21 protein-coding genes and 1 pseudogene are annotated in these 23,484 nt (G+C 63.7%); 14 read left to right on the plus strand and 8 right to left on the minus strand.

Annotation, left to right across the window (positions count from 1 at the left end):
* Positions 1-237: 237 nt before the first annotated feature.
* The 5 genes from IFU00_12415 to IFU00_12435 form a co-directional block, all read right to left on the minus strand.
* Complete coding sequence (locus IFU00_12415) at positions 238-579, minus strand: DUF1840 domain-containing protein (GenBank protein MBD8543080.1); 342 nt, start codon at positions 577-579, stop codon at positions 238-240.
* A gap of 69 nt (positions 580-648) precedes the next feature.
* On the minus strand, positions 649-2,202 hold the full coding sequence (locus tag IFU00_12420) for a hypothetical protein (GenBank protein MBD8543081.1): 1,554 nt from the start codon (positions 2,200-2,202) through the stop codon (positions 649-651).
* Positions 2,199-2,933: an ABC transporter ATP-binding protein gene (locus tag IFU00_12425; GenBank protein MBD8543082.1), complete on the minus strand. Its 735-nt coding sequence runs from the start codon at positions 2,931-2,933 to the stop codon at positions 2,199-2,201. The genes IFU00_12420 and IFU00_12425 overlap by 4 nt, the downstream gene beginning before the upstream one ends.
* Positions 2,934-2,941: 8 nt before the next feature.
* Complete coding sequence (locus tag IFU00_12430) at positions 2,942-3,448, minus strand: hypothetical protein (GenBank protein MBD8543083.1); 507 nt, start codon at positions 3,446-3,448, stop codon at positions 2,942-2,944.
* Positions 3,449-3,488: 40 nt separating this feature from the next.
* Complete coding sequence (locus tag IFU00_12435; protein ID MBD8543084.1) at positions 3,489-5,030, minus strand: YifB family Mg chelatase-like AAA ATPase; 1,542 nt, start codon at positions 5,028-5,030, stop codon at positions 3,489-3,491.
* 235 nt (positions 5,031-5,265) lie between these two features.
* On the opposite strand from IFU00_12435, the gene IFU00_12440 reads away from it, so the two are divergent.
* Both IFU00_12440 and IFU00_12445 read left to right on the plus strand, forming a co-directional pair.
* The gene (locus tag IFU00_12440; GenBank protein ID MBD8543085.1) at positions 5,266-6,192 is read left to right on the plus strand and encodes an ATP-binding cassette domain-containing protein; all 927 of its coding nucleotides are present in this window, start codon (positions 5,266-5,268) and stop codon (positions 6,190-6,192) included.
* A 9-nt stretch (positions 6,193-6,201) separates the two neighbouring features.
* Complete coding sequence (locus IFU00_12445; protein ID MBD8543086.1) at positions 6,202-9,783, plus strand: hypothetical protein; 3,582 nt, start codon at positions 6,202-6,204, stop codon at positions 9,781-9,783.
* 31 nt (positions 9,784-9,814) lie between these two features.
* Here the strand turns inward: IFU00_12445 and IFU00_12450 are convergent, their stop codons facing one another.
* Both IFU00_12450 and IFU00_12455 read right to left on the minus strand, forming a co-directional pair.
* Positions 9,815-10,333 carry a DUF1579 family protein gene (locus IFU00_12450; GenBank protein MBD8543087.1) on the minus strand — a complete coding sequence of 173 codons (519 nt, stop codon included), beginning with the start codon at positions 10,331-10,333 and terminating at the stop codon, positions 9,815-9,817.
* Between the two features lie 316 nt (positions 10,334-10,649).
* Positions 10,650-10,883 (minus strand): annotated as a pseudogene (locus tag IFU00_12455) (accessory factor UbiK family protein).
* Positions 10,884-11,138: 255 nt separating this feature from the next.
* On the opposite strand from IFU00_12455, the gene IFU00_12460 reads away from it, so the two are divergent.
* From IFU00_12460 to IFU00_12515, 12 genes are all read left to right on the plus strand, one after another.
* Positions 11,139-11,873 carry a hypothetical protein gene (locus IFU00_12460; GenBank protein ID MBD8543088.1) on the plus strand — a complete coding sequence of 245 codons (735 nt, stop codon included), beginning with the start codon at positions 11,139-11,141 and terminating at the stop codon, positions 11,871-11,873.
* 19 nt (positions 11,874-11,892) lie between these two features.
* Positions 11,893-12,231, plus strand: coding sequence for a P-II family nitrogen regulator (gene glnK / locus IFU00_12465; GenBank protein ID MBD8543089.1), 339 nt, complete (start codon positions 11,893-11,895; stop codon positions 12,229-12,231).
* Between the two features lie 14 nt (positions 12,232-12,245).
* Complete coding sequence (amt, locus tag IFU00_12470; GenBank protein MBD8543090.1) at positions 12,246-13,646, plus strand: ammonium transporter; 1,401 nt, start codon at positions 12,246-12,248, stop codon at positions 13,644-13,646.
* A gap of 161 nt (positions 13,647-13,807) precedes the next feature.
* Positions 13,808-15,109 carry a glutamate--cysteine ligase gene (gene gshA, locus IFU00_12475; protein MBD8543091.1) on the plus strand — a complete coding sequence of 434 codons (1,302 nt, stop codon included), beginning with the start codon at positions 13,808-13,810 and terminating at the stop codon, positions 15,107-15,109.
* An 88-nt stretch (positions 15,110-15,197) separates the two neighbouring features.
* Positions 15,198-16,142: a glutathione synthase gene (gshB, locus tag IFU00_12480; GenBank protein MBD8543092.1), complete on the plus strand. Its 945-nt coding sequence runs from the start codon at positions 15,198-15,200 to the stop codon at positions 16,140-16,142.
* Between the two features lie 4 nt (positions 16,143-16,146).
* Entirely contained in the window at positions 16,147-16,548 is a 402-nt protein-coding gene (locus tag IFU00_12485; protein MBD8543093.1) for a PTS fructose transporter subunit IIA, read from the plus strand.
* Between the two features lie 81 nt (positions 16,549-16,629).
* Positions 16,630-16,899 (plus strand): HPr family phosphocarrier protein, encoded by a 270-nt coding sequence (locus IFU00_12490; protein ID MBD8543094.1) that lies wholly within the window; start codon positions 16,630-16,632, stop codon positions 16,897-16,899.
* A 41-nt stretch (positions 16,900-16,940) separates the two neighbouring features.
* Positions 16,941-18,695: a phosphoenolpyruvate--protein phosphotransferase gene (ptsP, locus tag IFU00_12495; GenBank protein ID MBD8543095.1), complete on the plus strand. Its 1,755-nt coding sequence runs from the start codon at positions 16,941-16,943 to the stop codon at positions 18,693-18,695.
* Positions 18,696-18,762: 67 nt separating this feature from the next.
* Positions 18,763-19,932 carry a homoserine O-acetyltransferase gene (locus IFU00_12500; GenBank protein ID MBD8543096.1) on the plus strand — a complete coding sequence of 390 codons (1,170 nt, stop codon included), beginning with the start codon at positions 18,763-18,765 and terminating at the stop codon, positions 19,930-19,932.
* Positions 19,929-20,546: a methionine biosynthesis protein MetW gene (gene metW / locus IFU00_12505; GenBank protein ID MBD8543097.1), complete on the plus strand. Its 618-nt coding sequence runs from the start codon at positions 19,929-19,931 to the stop codon at positions 20,544-20,546. The genes IFU00_12500 and metW overlap by 4 nt, the downstream gene beginning before the upstream one ends.
* A gap of 145 nt (positions 20,547-20,691) precedes the next feature.
* Positions 20,692-21,576, plus strand: coding sequence for a M48 family metallopeptidase (locus IFU00_12510; protein ID MBD8543098.1), 885 nt, complete (start codon positions 20,692-20,694; stop codon positions 21,574-21,576).
* 7 nt (positions 21,577-21,583) lie between these two features.
* Complete coding sequence (locus IFU00_12515) at positions 21,584-22,522, plus strand: pseudouridine synthase (GenBank protein MBD8543099.1); 939 nt, start codon at positions 21,584-21,586, stop codon at positions 22,520-22,522.
* Here IFU00_12515 and xth read toward each other — a convergent pair whose 3' ends face one another.
* Positions 22,523-23,293, minus strand: coding sequence for an exodeoxyribonuclease III (gene xth, locus IFU00_12520; protein ID MBD8543100.1), 771 nt, complete (start codon positions 23,291-23,293; stop codon positions 22,523-22,525).
* Positions 23,294-23,484 lie beyond the last annotated feature (191 nt).

Consider the following 23,484-nt stretch of genomic DNA (forward strand, 5'->3'; position numbering starts at 1 on the left):
GACCGTGAAACGACTTTGCGCCGATGATAGTGCTGCAACCAGTGTGAAAGTAGGTTATCGTCAGGCTAGTTATATAGAGAAGCCCTATTCAGTGATCTGAGTGGGGCTTTTCGCTTTGGGCGATCGGCATTCACGCAATCAAACAACTGGTACCACTCGACTGATGTGACGTAAAAAAGCCCGCTGATTCACATCAGCGGGCTTTTTACATGCAGACAAGGATAAACCAAAGCCTGCTTACACACCCCAAAGGATATCGGTCTTGTTATCACGCGCCGAGCGCAGCATTTCCAGCAGCGGATACATGCGGGTCGAGAAACTGACGACCTCGATCGCCTGATGCTCATGGTCGTCTTCATCGCGGTGATGCGCATGCACATCGTGCGCCACCTGATCCGACACCTGATGCTTGCGGGACTCTTCGATCTCGTCCTCGATCAGCGAAATCACTTGGGTGGCCTCCGCCGACGTGATCACGCCGCGTTCCGGCTCCTTGTGCAGCAGGTCAAGGATACGTTTGGCATGTTCCTGATACATCAGAACTTCTGGATACGTTTTGCATTTAAATGTAATCAACATAGCTATCTCTTGGTTTTGTTAGTAATTAAACGATAGCACGACTCGCGCCCCTTCACAGTGCGGTCGCGCTCACACCGTCCGACGCCGCAACATCCAGGCAATGCCAGGTACAGCAATGGCGAACAACGCAGCCCCCGCTGCGACGAGGATGCCCATGTGGTCCAAAGGCCCAAGCGCGGCAGCCGACAGCAGCCATCCCAACGCGCCCCACGCCAGGCTGTTGAACAATTCAAGCACGTTCATCACCAGGCCTCCTTTGCCACGCCCTTTAAAATTGCTGCGCACGCCAGGGCGCCCGCACCAGAACACCACCAGGCCGGCGCCCACGACAGCGCCGCACACGACCAGGAGTCCGACCAGCCCGGCGGTCGGCATCCGCACTGTCAGCCATAGCAGAGGAACAGCCACCAACCCCAGCACCGGGATCATGGCCGCTGCCAGCTTGGCGCGCCGTACAGTGCGCTGCGATGCAGGCGATACCAGCAGCAGATCCGGCGCATCCTCGGCCGACAACGCAATCCATGCCAACGCACCAGTTAGCGAACTGCACAGCAACGCCAGGCCCGCGCCGATGGCTTGCACCTGCACATCGGCGCGCTTGAAAATCAGGAAGAACAACGGCAGCAAAAACAGTATTTGCAGCATCACCTGCGACAGCAACTGCGGATCGCGCACGATCAGGCGCCATTCCTTGATGACGACCGTGCGAAACAGGCTACGCCCGAAGCGGGGCTGCGCCGTTGTCGATGATGCCTTGCCCGCAGCGATCGAAGGCGTCGACGCAGCCAGTTGCAGTCCGCGCGCAAAGAAGCGATGCGTGCGCCAGGTGGTCAGCACGAACATGCCGCATGCGAGGGCACCGAGCAGCAGCACCGGCAACGGCTCACCCAGCATCGCCCGCGCCGGCAGCCAGAGAAGGTTATCCCGCGCATTCTCGGCCTGCACCATCCCCAGCACGGTATCGCGAATGCCGTCCTGTGTTTGCCTGGATGTGAGCGCATGCAGCTGCGACGCGATGACCAGCAGCGCGCCAGCCAGCGCCCCCACGATCTGCGCTACGACGCGTGTACGGCGCGCACCGAGCACGCGCACGAGGCCAAGCGTGAGCAGCATGGCGCCACAGCTGCACAGCACCGCAAGGGCGATCACGCCCGGATAGATCCCGAGCCAGCGAAATTGGCCCTGCAGCAGCCCCGCATGCGCGAACGGCGCCAGCAAAAACAGGTACAGCGCCGCCGTACCCGCGCACACGCCCAACAGCCGCACCGTGAAAATGCTGCGCGAGGGCAGGGGTGACGACAGCAGCAAATCGAGGTCGCTGCGCTCGAACATCACGACGACGCATGCCTTGATCGCCGATGACAGCATGAAGGTCGTGGCCACGATCAGCAGGGCGGACACCGCCAGCAGGATGCGCGGATCGTCCCCCGGCATGCCGGCCAGCTGGCGCACGACAAACCAGCTTGCGACATGCATGACGATACAGCCAGCAGCCGCCAGACCGAGCGCCAGATTGCCTGGCCGGCGCCGCCCGTCCGCCGCTTTGCCGCCCGCCGCATTGAACCAGGCAAGCCGCAGCTCGTGCCGCAGCAGCCAGCCGACGCTGCCCGGCGCCAGCCTCATGGCGCCGCCATCAGGTGCAGGAACATGTCTTCGAGGCTGCCGCCCTGCGTACGCTCGCGCAGCGCGTCCAGCGTGCCTTCGGCGATCAGCCGGCCCTGGCGGATGATGCCGATGCGGTGCGCCAGGCGCTCGGCCACTTCGAGTATGTGCGTTGTCAGGATGACGGTGCCGCCCTTGGCCACGTGCGCCAGCAGCAGGTCTTTCACCTGGCGCGCTGCCGCTGCATCCAGGCCAGTGAGAGGTTCGTCGAGAATCAAGAGTTCCGGGTCGTGGATCAGGGCGCCGGCCAGCGCGAGCTTCTGCTTCATCCCGCGCGAAAAACCTTCGGTCAGCTCGTGCGCATGCTGGCTCAGGTCGAGCCAGTCGAGCAGTTCGCGTGCGCGCGGTTCGGCATCCTGCGCCGGCACGCCCCACAGGCCCGCGACGAATTCGAGATACTCGAACGGCTTGAGCTTCCCGTACAACATTGGCTCGTCCGGCAGGTAGGCCAGCTTGGCTTTGGCCGCGGCCGGCGCCGCAGTCATGTCCACGCCCAGGACCTCGATCGTGCCGGCGTCGGGTGTCAGCAGGCCCGTGACCAGGCGCAGCGTCGTCGTCTTGCCGGCGCCGTTTGGCCCGAGCAGCGCATAGAACTCGCCGCGCCGGACCAAGAGGTCGAGGCCATCGACGGCAGGGCGGCCGAACTGCTTGCGCAGGCCGACCAGGCGCAGGGCGGGGAGCTGGTCATCCATGGAAGACCTCAGAAGCTCGTGAAGGATGTGAGGAACTGCTCGACCTGTTCCGGCGGCGTCTTGCCTGCAGGGCCAAGCACGATGACCTGGTAGACGCGGTTGCCCTTCGCGGCGAAGCGCCCGCTCAGGTGCATTGGCGTACCCTGGCCGGCGCCCGTGACATCGACGCTCAGGTCATTGGTGGCCGCAGCGTCGGGCGCACCGATATTGCGCAGCAGCGCCAGGCGCATGGCCGGCAGCGCCGCCTGCGCGCGCGCCGCATCGGGTGCGACTGCAGTACCCACGGCGAACGTCGTGTTGTCGACCTTGGCCGCCGTCATCGTCATCTCGACCTGCAGGCCGTTCAGGTCCACCGTGCGGGTCAGGGTCGCGGGCTTGGCTGGAAACAGCGCCTTGAAGCGACCGTCCTCGCTCGTGTAGTCACGCCAGTTATAGACCGGATTGCAGCCGGCCAGCAGCGCGCCGGCCAGGAGGATCGGGACAATCTGCAAGGCACGTACGGTAGAGGGTCGCATGCGTCGATGGTAACAGCAGCGCCGCAGAACGCAAGACCTGCTAATCGCCCTGCAACGCGCGCCGGTACCCGATCGCCTCGGCCACGTGCGTGGCTGCCACGTGTTCGCTGCCGGCCAGGTCGGCCACCGTGCGCGCCACTTTAAGAACGCGGTGATACGCGCGCGCCGACCAGTGCAGATGCCGGGCCGTGGCATGCAACAGGCGCCCACCGGCGTCGTCAGGCGCGCAATAACGGTCGATGTCGCGCGGGCCGAGGTGGCTGTTGGGCCAGCCCTGGCGCGCCATCTGCAGTGCGCGCGCCTGCGCCACACGCACTGCAATCACGCTGCTCGGTTCCCCGTCGGCGCCTGCGCCCATGCTCTCCGGCCCCAGCGCCGCGACCGGCAACTGGATATCGATGCGATCGAGCAGAGGCCCCGAGATGCGGCTCTGGTAACGCCGCACGGAAGCCTCAAGGCAGCGGCACTTGCCGCTGGCATGACCGAGCCAGCCGCACGGACACGGGTTCATAGCCGCGATGAGCTGAAAGCGTGCCGGAAAATCGGCCTGGTGCGCCGCGCGCGAAATCGTGATCTGGCCCGATTCGAGCGGCTCGCGCAGCACCTCGAGGACACGCCGGTCGAACTCGGGCAGCTCGTCCAGAAACAATACCCCATGATGCGCGAGCGAGACTTCACCAGGCCGCGGCACGCTGCCGCCGCCCACCAGCGCTACGCCGGACGTCGTGTGATGCGGGCTGCGAAACGGCCGCTGACGCCAGCGCTGTGGCGAGAAGCCCCCTGCCAGCGATTGCACGGCAGCCGATTCAAGGGCCTCGGCATCGCTCATCAATGGCAGCAAGCCAGGCAGGCGCGCCGCCAGCATGCTCTTGCCCGCGCCGGGCGGGCCGACCAGCAAACATGAATGCGCGCCGGCCGCCGCCACCTCGAGCGCGCGCTTGGCATGCTGCTGACCCTTGACGTCGGCGAAATCAGGGTAGTACACCGCCTGCGCAAGGGGCGGCCCCACATGCCGCACCAGCTTGGGCGCATCGGGTGCGTTGGCGAAGTGCGCGCAGACTTCGAGCAGCGTGCGCGCCGGCAGGATCTCGGCTGCGTCGACCAGCGCCGCTTCGTCGGCATTGGCCAGCGGCAGGATGAAAGCCCGGTCCTGCAGGTCGGTCTGTGAAGCAGATTCTGAAGAACCCGCACATACCATCGCAAACGCCATCGCCAATGCACCACGAATCGGCCGCAGCTCGCCCGACAGCGACAATTCGCCAGCAAACTCGTAGCGCGCCAGTGTATCGCCCCGTATCTGATGCGATGCAGCCAGGATACCCAGTGCGATCGGCAGATCGAAGCGGCCGGATTCCTTGGGCAGATCAGCCGGCGCGAGATTGATCGTGATGCGGCGCGGCGGGATATCGAAGCCCGAATTCTGCAACGCCGCGCGCACGCGGTCTTTCGCTTCGCGCACTTCGGTGTCTGGCAAGCCCACGATCGTCCAGCCCGGAAGACCGTTGGCCAGATGCACTTCGACATTGACGGGCGGCGCGGCCATGCCGGCCAGCGCGCGGCTTTTGAGGACGGCAAGACTCATTGGATTCCTTCCGCATGACGCCAGGGTGCCCCATCCTAAAGCGGGCACCGCGCCACCGTTTGAGAGCGAACAGGCGTGCGCGCTTGCCCGTTCATGACAGGTGCATATACCGGTCATCTCGTCGTTCATGCCGCAATTCATACCGTCTGTCACAAAATGCTGACATTGCTTTTTGTTAACGTTACATTGATCGTGAACAGCACCACAACCGCAACCGTCCCCGGAGAATCAGTCCATGCTATCGATCAAGCAGCTCAACAAGACCTATGCCAACGGCGTCAAGGCGATCAACAACGTCAGTCTCGAGATCCCGAACGGCATGTTCGGCCTGCTCGGGCCCAACGGTGCCGGCAAGTCGTCGCTGATGCGCACGATCGCCACGCTGCAGGACCCCGACAGCGGCAGCATCGATTTCAATGGCCTGGATGTGTTGAAGGACAAGGAAGGCCTGCGCCGCCAGCTCGGCTACCTGCCGCAGGACTTCGGCGTCTACCCGAAGGTGAGCGCCGAAAAACTGCTGAACCACTTCGCCGTCCTCAAGGGCCTGACGGCCAAGGGGGAGCGCAAGGAGATGGTCGAAGCGCTGCTGCACCAGACCAATCTGTGGGAAGCGCGTTCGCGTGGCCTGGGTACCTTTTCGGGTGGCATGCGCCAGCGCTTCGGCATCGCGCAGGCGCTGCTTGGCGCGCCGCGCCTGGTGATCGTCGATGAACCGACCGCGGGTCTCGATCCCGATGAACGCAACCGCTTCCTGAACCTGCTGGCCAAGATCGGCGAACAGGTGGTCGTGATCCTGTCGACCCACATCGTCGAAGACGTCACCGACCTGTGCCCGCGCATGGCGATGATCGCGAAGGGCACTGTGCTGCTGCAGGGCGAGCCACAAGCCGCGATCGATACGCTCAGGAGCCGCGTGTGGCGCCGCACCGTCAGCCAAGAAGCGCTGGCTGACTACCAGCGCGATTTCAACGTGCTCTCCACGCGCCTGGTGGCGGGGCGCCCGCAGATCAACGTGTTTGCCGAGTCGCAGCCGGACGACGGCTTCGTCAGCGTCGAGCCGGACCTGGAAGACGTCTACTTCTTCCAGATCCGCAATGCCAACCGCGCGGCCGTTTCAACGACCGATGCGGCGCCGGCGTCCACCGCACCAGTCGTGGCGTAAGGAGCCGGCATGCTACGGGAATTCTTCAAGTTCGAGCTGGGCATCCAGCTGCGCCAGCCGCTGCTGTGGGTGTGCGCGCTGATCTTCGGCGCGCTGGCCTTTGGCGCGACCACCACCGATGCGATCCAGATCGGCGGCAGCATCGGCAACGTCAATCGCAATGCACCGGTCGTCGTCGCGCAACTGCTCGGCGTCTTCAGCCTGATGTCGATGTTTGTCGTCACCATCTTCATCGCCGGCTCGGTGCTGCGCGATGGCGACGTCGGCATCTCCGACATGCTGTTTGCCACGCCGATGAAAAAGCACGACTACCTCGTCGGCCGCTTCCTGGCGGGCCTGCTGGCCTGCATGGTGATCTTCGCGGTGATCGTGGCGGGCATGATGCTTGGTCCCCTGATGCCGTGGATCGACGCCGAGCGCGTGGGGCCGTTCCCCGGCGCCGCCTACCTGTGGGCGCTGTGCGTGCTGGTGGTGCCGAACCTGCTGTTCATCGGCGCCTTGCTGATGCTGCTGGCCGCAACCACGCGCTCGATCATGATGGTGTATGTCGGCGTGATGGCGTTCTTCGTGCTGTGGATCCTGGCCGGCAAGTTCACCAGCAATATCGACAACGAGTGGATCGCCGTGCTGGCCGACCCGTTCGGCCTGCGCGCCCTGGGCCGCGCTACGCGTTACTTCTCCACCGCCGAATCGAATGCCGGCCTGCCGGCCATCGGCGGTTATATGCTGGCCAACCGGCTATTGTGGAGCGTGGTCGGCCTGGCCCTGCTTGGCCTGACGCTGGCGCTGTTCAAGCCGCAGCGCGCCGGTACCGGCAAGCGCCTTTTCGGCAAGGCCAAAGCGGCAGCACCGGCAGCCGGGATGCCGGCGCACGTCGCGCTGCCACGCATCGCGCCGCGATTCACACGCGCCACGCGCTGGACCCAGTGCTGGCACATCTTCGTCTTCGATGCGGTCGCCGTCTTCAAGAGCGTGCCGTTCCTGGTCATGCTGCTGTTCGGCGTGCTCAATATGGTGGGCAGCTCGAGTCAACTGCACCAGATGTTCGGCACCGATGTCTATTCGCGCACCTACCTGATGATCGAGCTGCTCAAGGGCAGCTACAACTTCCTGCTGCTGATCATCGTGATCTTCTATGCCGGTGAACTGATCTTCAAGGAGCGCCAGGCCGGCATCGCCGACGTGAGCGACGCAATGCCAATGCCGAACTGGGCGCCGCTGGTGGCCAAAAGTCTGGCCCTCGTTGGCGTGGTGCTGGCCTTCCTGTTTGCCGGCATCCTGACCGCGATCGCCATCCAGCTGTACAAGGGCGGCGCGCCGATCGAACCAATGGTGTATCTGCAGGGCGTGTTCATGGCCGGCACGCCGTACATCCTGATGGCGCTGATCGCGGTGGCGCTGCAGGTCGTCACGAACAACAAGTTTCTGGGTTACCTGTTCATGATCGTGCTGATCGTGGCGCAGATTGTCCTGTCGGTCCTGCACTTCGATCACAACCTGTACAACATCGGTCTGCTACCCGAGACGCCGTACTCGGACATGAACGGCTTCGGCCACTTCGTCGCAGGCTGGTCGTGGTTCGCGCTGTACTGGACCCTGTTTGTCGTGGCGGGCCTGATCGTGGCCCAGGCGTTCTGGGTGCGCGGCCTGTCGGTCGAGTGGCGCACCCGCACGCGTGAAGCCACGCGGCGCCTCAAGAGTGCATCGGGCGTTGCGCTGGCTGCGTGCACGATCGCGTTCGCGCTGGTGGGTGGCTGGATCTTCCACAATACCGTCACGCAGGGCCGCTACGAAGCGCAGAACGTGGCGATGGACAAGCAGGCCAGATACGAAAAGACCTACCGCAAGTACAAGGACCTGCCGCACGTGAAGATCGTCGACGTGCGCGCCGCGGTGGACATCTACCCGGCCGAGCGACGCGTGATGGTCAAGGGCCGCTACGTCTTCGAGAACAAGACGAGCCAGCCGCTCGACACGCTGCGCCTGCAGGTCAATCCGGACGTCGTGACCACGTTTGCTGGTCTGCCCGCGCACACGGTCGTCCTGGACGACCAGGTGGCAGGCTTCCGGATACTCAAGCTCGCGCAGCCAACGGCGCCGGGCGCCCGCCTGGCGCTGGACTTCACGGTCGACGTGCGCCGCCCCGGTTTTTCCAACGCGGGCAGGGGCGACACGCTCAACCTGAACGGCACGTTCTTCAACAACCGCGAGTTCTTCCCGCTGGTCGGCTACCAGAGCGAGTTCGAACTACTGGACCGCAACGAGCGCCGCAAGCGCGGCCTGGGCGAACCGGAGCGCATGGCCAAGCTCGAAAACCAGGCGGCCCGCGCCAACACGATGTTCGGGGACGACGCCGACTGGATCAGTTTCGACACCACCGTTTCCACCAGCGGTGACCAGATTGCGCTGGCGCCGGGCTACCTGCAAAAGGCGTGGAAGGAAAACGGCCGCAACTACCATCGCTACAAGATGGACCAGAAGATGATGCCGTTCTTCGCCTACTTATCAGCCAACTGGCAGGTGAAGAAGGGCGACTGGCACGGCATTCCGATCGAGATCTATCACGATCCAAAGCACGCCTACAACGTGGACCGGATGATCGCGGGCACGCAAAAGTCGCTCGACTACTTCACGAACCAGTTCACGCCCTACCAGCACAAGCAGGTGCGCATCCTGGAATTTCCGAACTACCAGCGCTTTGCGCAATCGTTCGCCAACACGATCCCGTTCTCGGAATCGATCGGCTTTATCGCCGACCTGCGCAACAAGGAGGACATCGACTACGTCTTCTACGTGACGGCGCACGAGATGGCGCACCAGTGGTGGGGCCACCAGGTCACGGCCGCGAATGTGCAGGGTGCGAGCATGCTGATCGAATCGCTGGCACAGTACTCGGCGCTGATGGTGATGGAGAAGGAATACGGCCCGCACAAGATGCGCCGTTTCCTGCGCTATGAGCTGGACCGCTATCTCAGTTCGCGCGGCGCCGAGAAGATCGAGGAACTGCCGCTGGTGCGCGTGGAAAACCAGGACTACATCCACTACCGCAAGGGCAGCCTGGTCTTCTACCGCCTGCGCGACGAGATCGGCGAAGCGGCGCTCAACCGCGCCCTCAAGCGCTTCCTGCAGGACAAGGGCTACCAGGAGGCGCCGTTTGCGACCTCCGCCGAACTGGTCGACTACATCCGCGCCGAAGCCCCGGTCGGCAAGCACGCGCTGATCGCCGACCTGTTCGAGCGCATCGTGTTCTACGATAACCGCGTGACCGAGGCGAAGGCCGTCAAGCGCCCGGACGGCCAGTGGGACGTGACGATGAAACTGCATCTGGCGAAGATGCAGGCCGACGGCAAGGGGCAGGAAACGCCGCGCACCTATGACGAAGCCGTGGAAATCGGCGTGTTCGCACGCGCGAAGGATGCCAAGGAATCGGACGAGCGGGTGCTGTTATTGGAGAAGCGCGTACTGCGGGGCGAGAATCCGACCGTGACGGTGACTGTCAAGGAACAGCCGTTCGACGTTGGCATTGACCCGTACAACAAGCTGATCGACCGCGTGGCCCGTGACAACCGCAAGGAGGTCAGTATCGATTGAAGCCCGCCGGCCCGGGCGCGCTCAGTTGCACTCAGTCGCGCCTGAGCGCGTAGCCGGCGAAGTGCTTCCACGAGCCGTCCGGCTGCGCCGCCTCGAGCGCGAATTGCCACGTCGCGCTGGCCGGATCGAAACGCCAGGTATTGCGAAACGGGCCGCTCGGGTAGGGAATGGTGAATGTGACGACGTTGCCGGTGATGTCGCCACTGCCGTGCGGGACCGAGTACTTTGCGCCGAAGCTGTCCATCCAGTGCGCGATGATGGTCTTGCTGGCGGCGTCGTAGCCGACGAAGACGGCTGCTTCATACTGCGCGGGCATCTGCACGTCCTGCATGCGCAGCTCGGTGAATGTGCCGTGCAAGGCCGGCTTGGCCACCATGCGGTAGGTGACCGGTTTGCCCCGCACATCACCCGTCATGGTCCAGGCGCCATCGAGCTGGCGCAGAATCTCGGGACGGACGTCACCACCGGCAGCGGTTGCCTGCGCGTGGATCTGGGCTGGTATGGCCAGCAGGGTACAGGTGGTGAACAGCGCGGCAAACTGTCGGGTCATCGTGGTCTCCGTAAAGACAACCAGTATAAGCCGGGATGCGCGTCAAAAGATGGCGACACGGGCGTGCCGCTGGTACTGAGGCCACCCGCGCGAGGCGGGCTGGCCCATGGACTGTTTAATGCTTGTCGAGCGTTGGCGGCACGACGATCGTCGGGTCTTCCGGTGCAGCCGGGAATGGCGCGGTGGCCGATGGCGCAGCGCCTGGCATCGGAATCGCCGAGCTGCCCGAGGTTGGGAAAGCGGCCGATGCCGAGGCCGCTGTCGCCGAGGTTGCCGATGAGGTTGCCGACGACGCCGTGGTGCTGCCCGCACCCAGTTTGGCTTCGAGCTCGCTCACGCGCAGTTCAAGCGCCTCGAGCTTGCTGCGGGTCTTGGCCAGCACCTGGGCCTGGATATCGAATTCCTCGCGCGTGACCAGATCGAGCTTGGAAAAGCCCGACGTCATGGCTGCCTTCACATTGCGTTCAATGTCCTTGGCCGGACCGCTCTCGAGCGCCTGGTTGATCTTGCCCTGCAAGTCGCTGAAGAAGTTGCTATTACTCATATCCATTTCCCTTTCTGCCGAGGCCGCACGCTCCATGATGGTGCAATGTGACCTGATGTGGTGCGCCGAACGGCCGTCTGGGTGCCGTATGCGGTCCGTTGTGTTGTAGCAAAACCGATGTGGGGCGTGTTTACCAAAAAAACAAGGACCTTTTTCCTCTTTATGAGCTGGCACGCATCCTGCTAAATAAAGCATAGATAAAGAACATCACAAGGATCCACAAGCAGTCATTTTTCATGTTGTTCATCAAGGGGGTTTGTCATGAAGTGCAAAGCAAAATTCAGCGCAGTTGTCCTGGCAGTGTTGGCGCTTACCAGCGCTCCGGGCATGGCACAGGAACAACCCGCCGAACACCAGGTGAGCTACAACGCGAGCATCACCAGCGACTACCGTTACCGCGGCCTGTCGCAAACAGCCCTCGACCCGGCCCTCCAGGGCGGCGTCGACTACGTACATGGCCCATCCGGCTTCTACGTGGGCACCTGGCTTTCCACCATCAAATGGACGAAAGACCTGGGCGGCGACGGCAATATCGAATGGGACGTCTATGGCGGCAAGCGCGGTCAGTTGAGCGACGCGATCAGCTATGACATCGGCGGCCTGTATTACTACTACCCGGACAATGGCCTGAACCCGAGCGCGAACACGTTCGAGCTGTACGGCAAACTCGGCTACGGCCCGGCCTACATCAAGTACTCGCACTCGACGACCAATCTGTTCGGCACCGCAGACAGCAAACGCAGCGGCTACCTGGACGTGGGCGCCGACATCGACGTCAGCAACGGCTTCATCCTGAACCTGCACGTCGGGCGCCAGAAACTGAAGAACAACAGCGCGTTTTCGTACACCGACTACAAGGTCGGCGTTACCAAGGACTTCGGCGTCGCCACCGTGGCGCTGGCGTGGCACAAGGCGAATACCGACGCCTACCTGAGCCCGGAAGGCAAGAACCTCGGCAAGTCCGCCGCCGTGCTGTCCGTCTCAAAAACTTTTTGATTGCAAAAGAGGCAATACCATGAAAATGATCACCGCCATCATCAAGCCCTTCAAGCTCGACGAGGTGCGAGAGGCACTGTCGGAAATCAACGTGCAAGGCATGACGGTGACCGAAGTGAAGGGTTTCGGTCGCCAGAAGGGCCACACCGAGCTGTACCGTGGTGCCGAGTACGTCGTCGACTTCCTGCCCAAGATCAAGATCGAAGCCGCTGTCGACGACGCCATCGTCGACCAGGTGATCGATGCGATCCAGGGCGCTGCCCGTACCGGCAAGATCGGTGACGGCAAGATCTTCGTGGCCGACCTGAACCAGGTCATCCGTATCCGTACCGGCGAGACCGGCAACGACGCACTGTAAGAAGGAATGTTTTCATGAAGCGCATAACTACAACGATACTGACCGCCTTGCTGGGCCTGGGCATCGCCCTGCCGGCCATGGCGGCGCCGTCCATCAACAAGGGGGATACGGCCTGGATGTTTGTCGCCACGCTGCTGGTTATCCTGATGACCATTCCCGGCCTGGCGCTGTTCTACGGTGGCCTCGTGCGCGCCAAGAACATGCTGTCGGTGCTGATGCAGGTGATGATGGTGTTTGCCCTCGTCATCGTGCTGTGGTGCCTGTACGGCTACTCGCTGGCCTTCACGCAGGGCAACGCGTTCATCGGCGGCTTCGACCGCGCCTTCCTGCAAGGCATCTGGGATCCGGTTGCCGGCAAGTTTGCGATGGCCGCGACCTTCAGCAAAGAGACGATGATCCCCGAATTCATCTTCGTCGCCTTCCAGGGCACCTTCGCAGCGATTACCTGCGCGCTGATCGTCGGCGCCTTTGCCGAACGCGCCAAGTTCGCGGCCGTGCTGGTGTTCGTCGTGCTGTGGTTCACGTTCGGCTACCTGCCGGTCGCGCACATGGTCTGGTTCTGGGCCGGTCCTGACGCCATCACCGACGCCGCCTCGCTGCAAACCGTTACCGCAGCTGCCGGCTACCTGTGGCAGCAGGGCGCGCTCGACTTCGCGGGCGGCACCGTGGTGCACATCAATTCGGCCGTGGCCGGCCTGGTGGGTGCCTATGTGATCGGCAAGCGGATCGGTTACGGCCGTGAATCGATGGCGCCACACTCGCTGCCGATGACGATGGTCGGCGCATCGCTGCTGTGGGTCGGCTGGTTCGGCTTCAATGCCGGCTCGGCACTCGAAGCAGGCGACGTGGCGGCACTGGCGTTCCTGAACACGCTGCTGGCCACCGCTGGTGCGACCCTCACCTGGGTGCTGGGCGAGTGGATCTTCAAGCACAAGCCATCGATGCTGGGCGCCGCATCGGGCGCCGTGTCGGGCCTGGTGGCGATCACCCCGGGCGCCGGCTTCGTCGGTCCGATGGGCGCGCTGGTCATCGGCCTGCTGGCCGGTATCGTCTGCCTGTGGGGCGTGACGGGTCTGAAGCGCCTGCTGCGCGCCGACGATTCGCTCGACGTGTTCGGCGTGCACGGCGTGGGCGGTATCCTGGGCGCGATGCTGACCGGCGTGTTTGCGTCGCCGGCACTGGGCGGGCAGGGCGTGTGGGATTACACGACCAATGCCATGAACACGAGCTACTCGATCGTCGGCCAGCTGTGGATCCAGGCCCATGCGATCGGCGTGACCGTCATCTGGTCGGCCGTCGTCGCCTTCATCGCCTTCAAGCTGGTGGATATCGTGATCGGTCTGCGTGTACCGGAAGAAGAGGAACGCGAAGGTCTGGACATCACGAGCCACGGCGAGTCGGCCTACCGTTACTGATCCGCTCAGTCGTCGGTTGTCCCTGAAAACGTCGTCTCCGCACAAGCGGGGACGGCGTTTTTTGCATTCTTCGCATTGCCCTTTAAAATACCCGGACCAACCCCATATGCGATTCCCACCTTAATTAACAACAAGAAGCGCACAACAAGGACGTCCAATCAATGGTTCCGCACCTCGCCACCGCCCAGACCGGTCCTTTGCTGGACCTGGAAAAGAAAATCCTCGAAGCCACGCCTGCCATCGAGCGCTGGTTCCGCCTCGAGTGGCAGGAGCACACGCCGCCATTTTATTGCTCGGTCGATCTGCGCAACGCCGGCTACAAGCTCGCGCCGGTGGACACCAACCTGTTCCCGGGCGGCTTCAACAACCTGGCCAGCGAGATGCTGCCGCTGACGGTGCAGGCCGCCATGGCCGCCGTTGACAAGTATTGCCCGGATGCGCGCAACCTGCTGCTGGTGCCGGACGCCGACCGCCGCAGCCCGATCTACCTGCAGAACGTCGCGCGCCTGATGCAGATCTTCCGCCAGACCGGCTTGCATGTCCGTCTTGGCACGTTCTCGCCCGACATCACCGAGCCGACGCCGCTGGCGCTGCCTGACGGCAATATGCTCGTGCTCGAGCCGCTCGTGCGCTCGGCCAATGGCCGCCGGGTCGGCCTGCCCGACTTCGATCCGTGCACCATCCTGCTCAACAATGACCTGTCCGGCGGCATTCCGTCGATCCTCGAGAACGTCCACGAGCAAGCTTTGCTGCCGCCACTGCACGCCGGCTGGGCGCTGCGCCGCAAGAGCAATCACCTCAAGGCGCTGGACGAAGTGGCCAAGAAGTTCGGCAAGCTGATCGACATCGATCCGTGGCTGGTCAACCCGCTGCACAGCACCTGCGCCGAAGTCGACCTGCGCGAGAACGTTGGCACCGAAGCGCTGGCCGACGACGTCTCGGCGCTGTTCTCGAAGATCAAGAAGAAGTACAAGGAATACGGCATGAAGGAGCGCAAGCCCTTCGTGATCCTCAAGCCCGACGCCGGCACCTACGGCATGGGCATCATGACCATCAAGGACGCGAGTGAAGTGCGCGACCTGACCCCGGCCCAGCGCGCACGGATGTCGGTGGTCAAGGATGGCGTGGCCGTGACCGATCTGATCATCCAGGAAGGCGTGCCCACCTTCGAATCGATCGACGATGCCGTCGCCGAGCCGGTCGTCTACATGATCGACCGCTATGTCGTCGGAGGCTTCTACCGCGTGCACGCCGAGCGCGGCATCGACCAGAACCTCAATGCCCCCGGTTCGCAGTTCGTGCCGCTGGCGTTCGCGCAGCAGCATGCGATGCCCGATCCGAAGGCCAAGCCGGGCACCGCCGCGCCCAACCGCTTTTACGTGTATGGCGTGGTCGCGCGCCTGGGCATGCTGGCCGCATCGCTGGAACTCGAACGCACCGATCCGAATCCGGAAGTGTACTGACGCACTGCGTCCGGCAAACCTCGGGGCCTCGCCCGCGAGGTTTGCCGATTCGGGCTAAAATCAAGGTATTACATCGATTGGACGCCCCATGAAAATCGCTTTTCTCGCCGACCCGCTGTCCGGATTCAAGATTTACAAGGATTCGACCTTCGCCATGATGCGCGAGGCGGCCCGGCGCGGTCATGCCCTGTATTTCTTCGAACAGCGCGACATGGTGCTCGAAGAGGGCATCGTCAGCGCGCGCGTGATGCAGATTCACCTGACGGGCGAGCCGGATGTCTGGTACACCGCCGATGCCGCAGTCGACGTGAAGCTGTCCGAATTCGACGCGATCATCGAGCGCAAGGACCCGCCGTTCGACATGGAATACGTCTACGGCACCTACCTGCTCGAACTGGCCGTGCGCCAGGGCGCCTGCGTGATCAACAGCCCGTCGGCGATCCGCGACCACAACGAGAAACTGGCGATCGGCCAGTTCAGCCAATACACCTCGCCGACGATGGTCACTTCGGACGAAGCGCGCCTGCGCGCCTTCCACGCCAAGCACGGCGACGTGATCTTCAAGCCGCTCGACGGCATGGGCGGCGCCGGCATCTTCCGCGTGAAGAGCGATGCGCTCAATCTGGGGTCGATCATCGAGACGCTGACGGCCAACGGCCGCCACACGATCATGGCCCAAAAGTTCATCCCGGCGATCGACAAGGGCGACAAGCGCGTGCTGGTCATCGGCGGCAAGCCGGTGCCGTTCGTGCTGGCGCGGATTCCGCAAAACGGCGAAGTGCGCGGCAACCTGGCCGCCGGCGGCATCGGTGTGGCGCAGCCGATCAGCGAGCGCGATCGCGAGATCGCCGAAGCCCTCGGCCCGTTGCTGGCCGAGCGTGGCCTGTTACTGGTAGGATTGGACGTGATCGGCGAGAACCTGACCGAAGTGAACGTGACCAGCCCGACCTGCTTCCAGGAGATCTTCGACCAGACCGGTTTTGACGTGGCCGCGATGTTCATCGACGCGGTCGAACAGAAAGTACTTGGATAACGACATGGTAGGCATTCTGCTCCTGACCCACGCACCTTTGGGCCAGGCATTCATCGCCGCGGCAACGCACGTGTTTCGCGGCCCCACCGAGCGCGTCGAGGCAATCGACGTGACCGCTGACCAGGATATCGGCCAGATCAATTGCCTGGCCAAGGAAGCCATCGCGCGTCTTGACGATGGCGACGGCGTCCTGGTGATCACCGACGTCAAGGGCGGCACGCCGTCGAACTGCTGCAATTCGCTGGCCGACGCGGGCCACGTGGAAGTCATCGCCGGCATCAGCCTGCCGATGCTGCTGCGCGCGATCACCTACCGGCGCGACTCGCTCGACGTGGTCGTCGAGATGGCGCTGGCCGGCGCGCAGAACGGGGCAGTGCGGGTGGATAACCGGATCCGGGTGGGCTAGGGCAGGCGGCGTTGGCAATGGCGATGCGTGCGAGGAGATACCGGGCGCAGTCAGACACATTACAAAAACGATAAAGCGACTATGATTCAACAAGAACTCGAGATCATCAACAAGCTGGGCCTGCACGCACGGGCCTCCGCCAAGTTCACGCAACTGGCCGCCAGGTACAAGAGCGACGTCTGGCTCACCCGCAACGGCCGGCGCATCAATGCCAAGTCGATCATGGGTGTCATGATGCTCGCCGCCGGCAAGGGCGCGAAGGTCACGCTCGAAGCCGATGGCGCCGACGAAGAAGCCGCGCTGGCCGCCCTGACGGCGCTCGTCAACGACAAGTTCGGTGAAGGTGAATAATGCCGCGTGAAGCGGTCCCCTCGCGTTCAACGGATTCTTCCATGGCTTCCTTTCTCCTTCACGGCATTCCGGTTTCGCGCGGCATCGCGATCGGCCGCGCGCACCTGCTCACGCCAGCCGCACTCGACGTCAAGCATTACCTGGTCCCTGAAGAACAGGTCGAGGCCGAGGTGCAGCGCCTGCAGGATGCGATCGCCGCCGTCCACCACAATCTGCAGGAACTCTGGACCGGCCTGCCGAAGGATGCGCCGACCGAACTTGGCGCCTTCATCGACGTGCATGCGCTGATCCTGTCCGACCCCATGATCTCGGAAGCGCCGCTGGACATCATCCGTGCGCGCCACTACAACGCCGAATGGGCGCTGGTGACACAGATCGATGAACTCTCGGCGCAGTTCGACGAGATCGAAGACCCCTACCTTCGCGAGCGCAAGTACGACATCCAGCAGGTCGCCGAGCGCGTGCTGAAGGTCTTGACCGGCACCGCGCTGAGCGTCGCGCCGGTGTTTGCCGACGAAGACCAGCCACCGCCACAGATGATCGTCGTGGCCCACGACATCTCGCCGGCCGACATGCTGGCATTTCGCGACCGGTCGTTCATCGGCTTCGTCACCGACGTCGGCGGCCAGAATTCACACACGGCCATCGTCGCGCGCAGCCTGGATATTCCGGCGGTCGTCGGCATGGACCAGGCGTCGCGCCTGGTGGAGCAGGATGACTGGCTGATCGTCGATGGCGACGCCGGCGTCGTCATCTGCAACCCGAGCCAGCTGGTGCTCGAACAATACCGCGCGCGCCAGATCACGATGGCCAAGGCACGCAAGCGCCTGCTCAAGCTCAAGAAAACGCCGGCCATCACGCGCGACGGCACCACGATCACGCTGCTGGCCAATATCGAACTGCCCGATGATTGTCCGGCGGCTCTGGAAGCCGGCGCCAATGGCGTGGGCCTGTTCCGCTCCGAATTCCTGTTCATGGGCCGCGGCGCGCAGGCGCTGCGCATCCCGGACGAAGAAGAACAGTTCGAGCAGTACCGCAAGGCGGTGCTGGCGATGAAGGGCCGCCCGGTCACGATCCGCACGCTCGACGTGGGCGCCGACAAGCCGCTCGACCAGACCGACCACACGGCGCTCAATCCGGCGCTCGGCCTGCGCGCGATCCGCTATTGCCTGGCCGAGCCGCAGATGTTCCTGGTGCAGCTGCGCGCGATCCTGCGCGCGTCGGCCTTCGGCAAGGTGCGCATCCTGATCCCGATGCTTGCGCACGCGTTCGAGATCGACCAGACGCTGGGCATGATCGAGCAGGCCAAGATCCAGCTGCGCGACGAGAAGATCCGCTTCGACGAAGGCATCGAAGTCGGCGCCATGATCGAGATCCCGGCTGCCGCGCTGGCGCTGCCGCTGTTCGTGCGCCGCATGGATTTTTTATCGATCGGTACCAATGACCTGATCCAGTATCTGCTGGCGATCGACCGCGTCGATTACGAAGTGGCGCACCTGTATAATCCGCTGCACCCGGCGGTGCTGCAACTGATCGCCTCGACCATCGCCACGGGCCACAAGGCCGGGCTGGATGTGGCGGTGTGCGGCGAGATGGCCGGCGACGTCAAGCTCACGCGCCTGTTGCTGGGCATGGGCCTGCGCGAGTTTTCGATGCACCCGGCGCAGCTGCTGGCGGTGAAACAGGAAATTTTGAATACCGACCTGGGCGTGGTCACGACCCGTACCCGGCGCATCCTGCGCGCGATGGAGCCGGGTGAAATTGCCAGCGCCGTCGAGCAGTTGCAGACCCTGTGAGTCGCGCGCCGTTGCCATGCCAGGCAACGGCGCCACCACCGCATCATCAATCAAAGCACACAGTCCCATGGGATCTCTAGGAATAGTCACACCGCAGGCGATGCACTTCGCCGAGCCGCTGCGCCTGCAAAGCGGCGCCCAGCTCAGCAACTACACGCTGATGTATGAAACCTATGGCACGCTCAACGCCGACAGGTCCAATGCGGTGCTGGTCTGCCACGCCCTGAACGCCTCGCACCACGTCGCCGGCCAGTACGATTCGCCCAAGAGCGCCGGCTGGTGGGACAATATGGTCGGCCCGGGCAAACCCGTGGACACCGACCGCTTCTTCGTCATTGGCGTGAACAATCTGGGCTCGTGCTTCGGCTCGACCGGCCCGATGCATCTCAATGCCGCCACCGGCAAGCCGTATGGCGCGAGCTTTCCGCTGGTGACCGTGGAAGACTGGGTGACCGCGCAGGCGCTGCTGGCCGACCGCCTCGGCATCGACCAGTTTGCCGCCGTGATGGGCGGCTCGCTGGGCGGCATGCAGGCCCTGTCGTGGAGCATCAAGTTCCCCGAGCGCCTGCGCCACTGCATCGTGATCGCGTCCACGCCGAAGCTGTCGGCCCAGAACATCGCTTTCAACGACGTCGCGCGCCAGGCGATCCTGACCGACCCCGATTACCACGGTGGCGACTTCTATGAGCATGGCGTGGTGCCAAAGAACGGCCTGAAAGTGGCGCGCATGATCGGCCACATCACGTATCTGTCGAACGACGACATGGCCGAGAAATTCGGGCGCAAGTTGCGCAACGCGGCCGAAACCAATGACTACAACTTCGACTTCGGCGTGGACTTCGAGATCGAATCCTACCTGCGCTACCAGGGCGACAAGTTCTCGGAATACTTCGACGCCAATACCTACCTGTTGATTACCAAGGCGCTCGACTACTTCGATCCGGCGCGCGAGTACGACGGCGATCTCGAAAAGGCGCTCGCTGGCACCAAAGCGCAGTTCCTGATCGCGTCGTTTACGACCGACTGGCGCTTCTCGCCCGAGCGCAGCCGCGAGATCGTCGAAGCCCTGATCAGCAACCGGCGCCGCGTGACCTACGCCGAAATCGACGCGCCGCACGGCCACGATGCCTTCCTGCTCGACGATGCGCGCTACATGAACGTGGTGCGCGCGTATTACAACCGCATCGCCCTTGAGCTGGCCCCGGGCGCCATCACCACCGCCACGGAGGCCGCATGAATTTCGCCGACCTCAATACGCTGCGGCCCGACCTCGCTTTCATCGCGCACTGGGTGGGCGAGCGCGCCCACGTGCTCGACGTCGGCTGCGGCGACGGCGCCATGCTGCGCTACCTCGAATCCGGCAAGCGCTGCTCGGGCTACGGCATCGAGATCGCCGACGACAAGGTCCTGGAAAGCACCGCGCGTGGGATCAACGTGATCCAGCACGATATGGAAAAGGGCCTGGGCCTTTTTGGCGACAACACGTTCGACACCGTGCTGTGTCTGAATTCGCTGCAGATGATGCAGCATGTCGAAGGCCTGCTGCGCGACATCGTGCGCGTCGGCCACGAAGCGATCGTCTCGTTCCCGAACTTCGCGCACTGGCCGCACCGCCTGGCGCTGCTGCGCGGGCGCATGCCGGTTTCGCGTGCGCTGCCGTACCAGTGGTATGACACGCCAAACGTGCGCTGCGCCACGATCTACGATTTCCAGGAACTGGCGGTGGAGTGCGGCCTGGAAGTGCTGGAATGCGTGGCGCTGGCCGACGGCAAGGTGGTCAAGTTCCTGCCGAACCTGCGCGGCAGCATGGCGGTCTTCCGCCTGCGTAAAAAAGCGCCGCCGGCAGCGTAACGCGGGGCAGGTTGCGACTTATGTGCGTTGGCGGCTTGAGCGGGGCCGGTACATACGGCATGATCACGTCGATTCTGCGCGGGCGCTGCCCATTTATAACCAATTTTAAGAGGCCGGCTGCCAACAACAGCCTGCCGGAGCCATGATGATGAAACTGAAACAACTAGCCGTTTGTCTGACCCTGTTCGCCGCGACCGGCCTGGCCACGGCGCAGGAGGCCGGCGTCGTCGTCCAGGATGGCATCGAGGTCAAGCCACTGTCGCGCATGCGCGTGCTGGCGCCCGAAGAGCAGGTCAACGAAGCCGCGCGCCTGCAGTACACCGAGATGATGAGCCAGGCCAAGGAGAAAGGCTTGCTGGCCCCGGCCACCGACCCGCAGCTCAAGCGTCTGCGCACGATCGCCCAGCGCATCATCCCGTTCACGCCGCGCTGGAATCCGGTGGCCAGCAAGTGGGACTGGCAGGTCAACCTGATCCAGGCCGACGAGGTCAACGCGTTCTGCATGCCGGGTGGCCGCATCGGCTTCTACACCGGCATCCTCACCAAGCTGCAGCTGACCGACGACGAAGCCGCGGCCATCATGGGCCACGAGATCGCCCACGCACTGCGCGAGCACGGGCGCGAGCGCCTGGCCAAGTCCAACGTCACCGCGCTGGGCGCGCGTGTCGGCGGCGCGCTGTTGTCGGGCATTTTCGGCGTCGATCCCAACCTGACTGCTACCGCGGCCAATGGCCTGGGCAGCATGCTGGTGCTGAAATTCTCGCGCGACGAAGAACGCGAGGCCGACCTGGTGGGCCTGGATATCTCGTCGCGCGCCGGTTACGATCCGCGCGCCGGCATCGTCCTGTGGCGCAAGATGGCCACGCTGAACCAGAGCGCGCCGATGGAAATCCTGTCGACCCACCCGGGCGGCGACACCCGCATCAAGGACATGGAAGCGCACATGAACGTACTGCTGCCGCTGTATGCGCGTGCCAAGAAGACGACGGTCGCCAAGCTGCCGGCCTACAAGAGCACTGCGCTGAATTGAGGCGTTGATGGGCAGTAGCGCCAGGGGCCGTCAGGCCGAAGCCAATGCGGTCGTCCCGCTGCCCCTGCGTGACGGCGTCGCGCCCAGCTATCTGTGGCTGACCGAGACGCGCGCCGGCGGCATGCTGCGCTTTTTATGCGAGCGCTTTCCCGACGTGCCGATGCAATCCTGGGCAGCGCGGCTGGAACGGGGTGAAGTCGTCGACGCGAAGGGCGCGCGGGTGGCGTTCGATACGCCGGTGCGCCAGGGCATGCGCATCTGGTACTACCGCGAGCTCGACGTGCCTGAGGTGCCGATCCCGTTCCAGGAGGCGGTGCTGTTCCAGGATGATCACATCCTGGTCGCCGACAAGCCGCATTTTTTACCAACGATTCCGAGCGGGCGCTTCCTGAGGGAGACGTTGCTGGTGCGTCTGAAGCGCACGCATGACTTGCCGCACCTGGTGCCGATCCACCGGCTCGATCGCGAGACGGCGGGCGTGGTGATCTTTTCGCACAATCCTGTCTCGCGTGGCGCTTACCAGTCGATGTTCCAGAAGCGCGTGGTCACCAAAACCTATGAAGCGATCGCGCCGCTGCTGCAGGGGCGCAGCTTGCCGTTTACGTACCGCAGCCGCATGCAGGATGCGGCGCAGTTCTTTCTCAGCGAAGAAGTGGCGGGCGAACCCAATTCGGAAACCCTGATCGAATTGATCGAGCAGCGCGGGCCGCTGGCACGGTACCGGCTGCATCCGCACACGGGGCGCAAGCACCAGCTGCGCTTGCATCTGGCCTCGCTTGGCGCGCCGATTGTCGGCGACAGCTTCTATCCGGTGGCGCGGCCCTGCGGCAGCGACGATTTCAGCGCGCCGCTGCAGTTGCTGGCGCGCGCCATCGCGTTCGACGATCCGCTCACGCGCCAGGCGCGCAGTTTCGCCAGCCGCTTCGATTTGCGCTGGCCGGCTTGATTACAGGTCGTAGTCGATGATGAGCGGGGCGTGGTCCGAGAACTTCACGTCCTTGTAGACCGAGACGGTTTTGGCGCGCGCCGCGATGCCGGGCGTGGCGACGTGATAGTCGATGCGCCAGCCGACGTTCTTCGCGTAGGCCTGGCCGCGGTTGCTCCACCATGTGTACTGGTCAGGGCGCGCATCCAGGCCGCGGTGCACGTCGACCATCCCCAGCTCGTCGAAGATGCGCGTCATCCATGCCCGTTCCTCGGGCAGGAAGCCTGAATTCTTCAGGTTGCCCTTCCAGTTCTTCAGGTCGATCTCCTTGTGCGCGATGTTCCAGTCGCCGCAGATGACGACTTCGCGGCCTTCGGCCTGCAGTGCCTGCAGATGTGGCAGGAAGACTTCCATGAAGCGGAACTTGGCCAGCTGGCGCTCGGGCGACGAGGAGCCGGACGGGCAGTAGACCGAGATGACGGTCAGGTTGCCGAAGTCGCAGCGCGTGTAGCGGCCTTCCGCATCGAACTCGAGGCAGCCGAAACCGATGCGGTGCTGGTCGGGTTCGGTGCGGCTGTAGACGCCGGTGCCCGAGTAGCCCTTTTTCTCGGCGTAGTGGAAGCGCCCGTGGTAGCCGTGCGGGCGCAGGAAGTCTTCGGTCATGTCGGCTTCCTGGGCCTTGAGTTCCTGGACGCAGATGTAGTCGGCGTCCTGCGTCGCCAGCCAGTCAAAGAAGCCCTTCTTGTGGGCGGAGCGGATACCGTTGAGGTTTGCGGAGATGATTCGTGGCATGAAGATGGTCAGGCAGATGAAAGAGGGCAGGGCGCACCCGGAGGCACGCCGATAGCCGGCAAGTGTAGCGTGTTTTGATGCTTCCCGTCATGCCTTGAGCCTGTTGCTTTATGGGGACTGGCGGTGATGAATGGCAACGATCTGCTACACTGTCAGTCCCCTGCGCGTCGATGGCACGCCGCATTTTCCCT

It is taken from the genome of Oxalobacteraceae sp. CFBP 8761, from assembly GCA_014841595.1.
Taxonomy (GTDB): domain Bacteria; phylum Pseudomonadota; class Gammaproteobacteria; order Burkholderiales; family Burkholderiaceae_D; genus Telluria.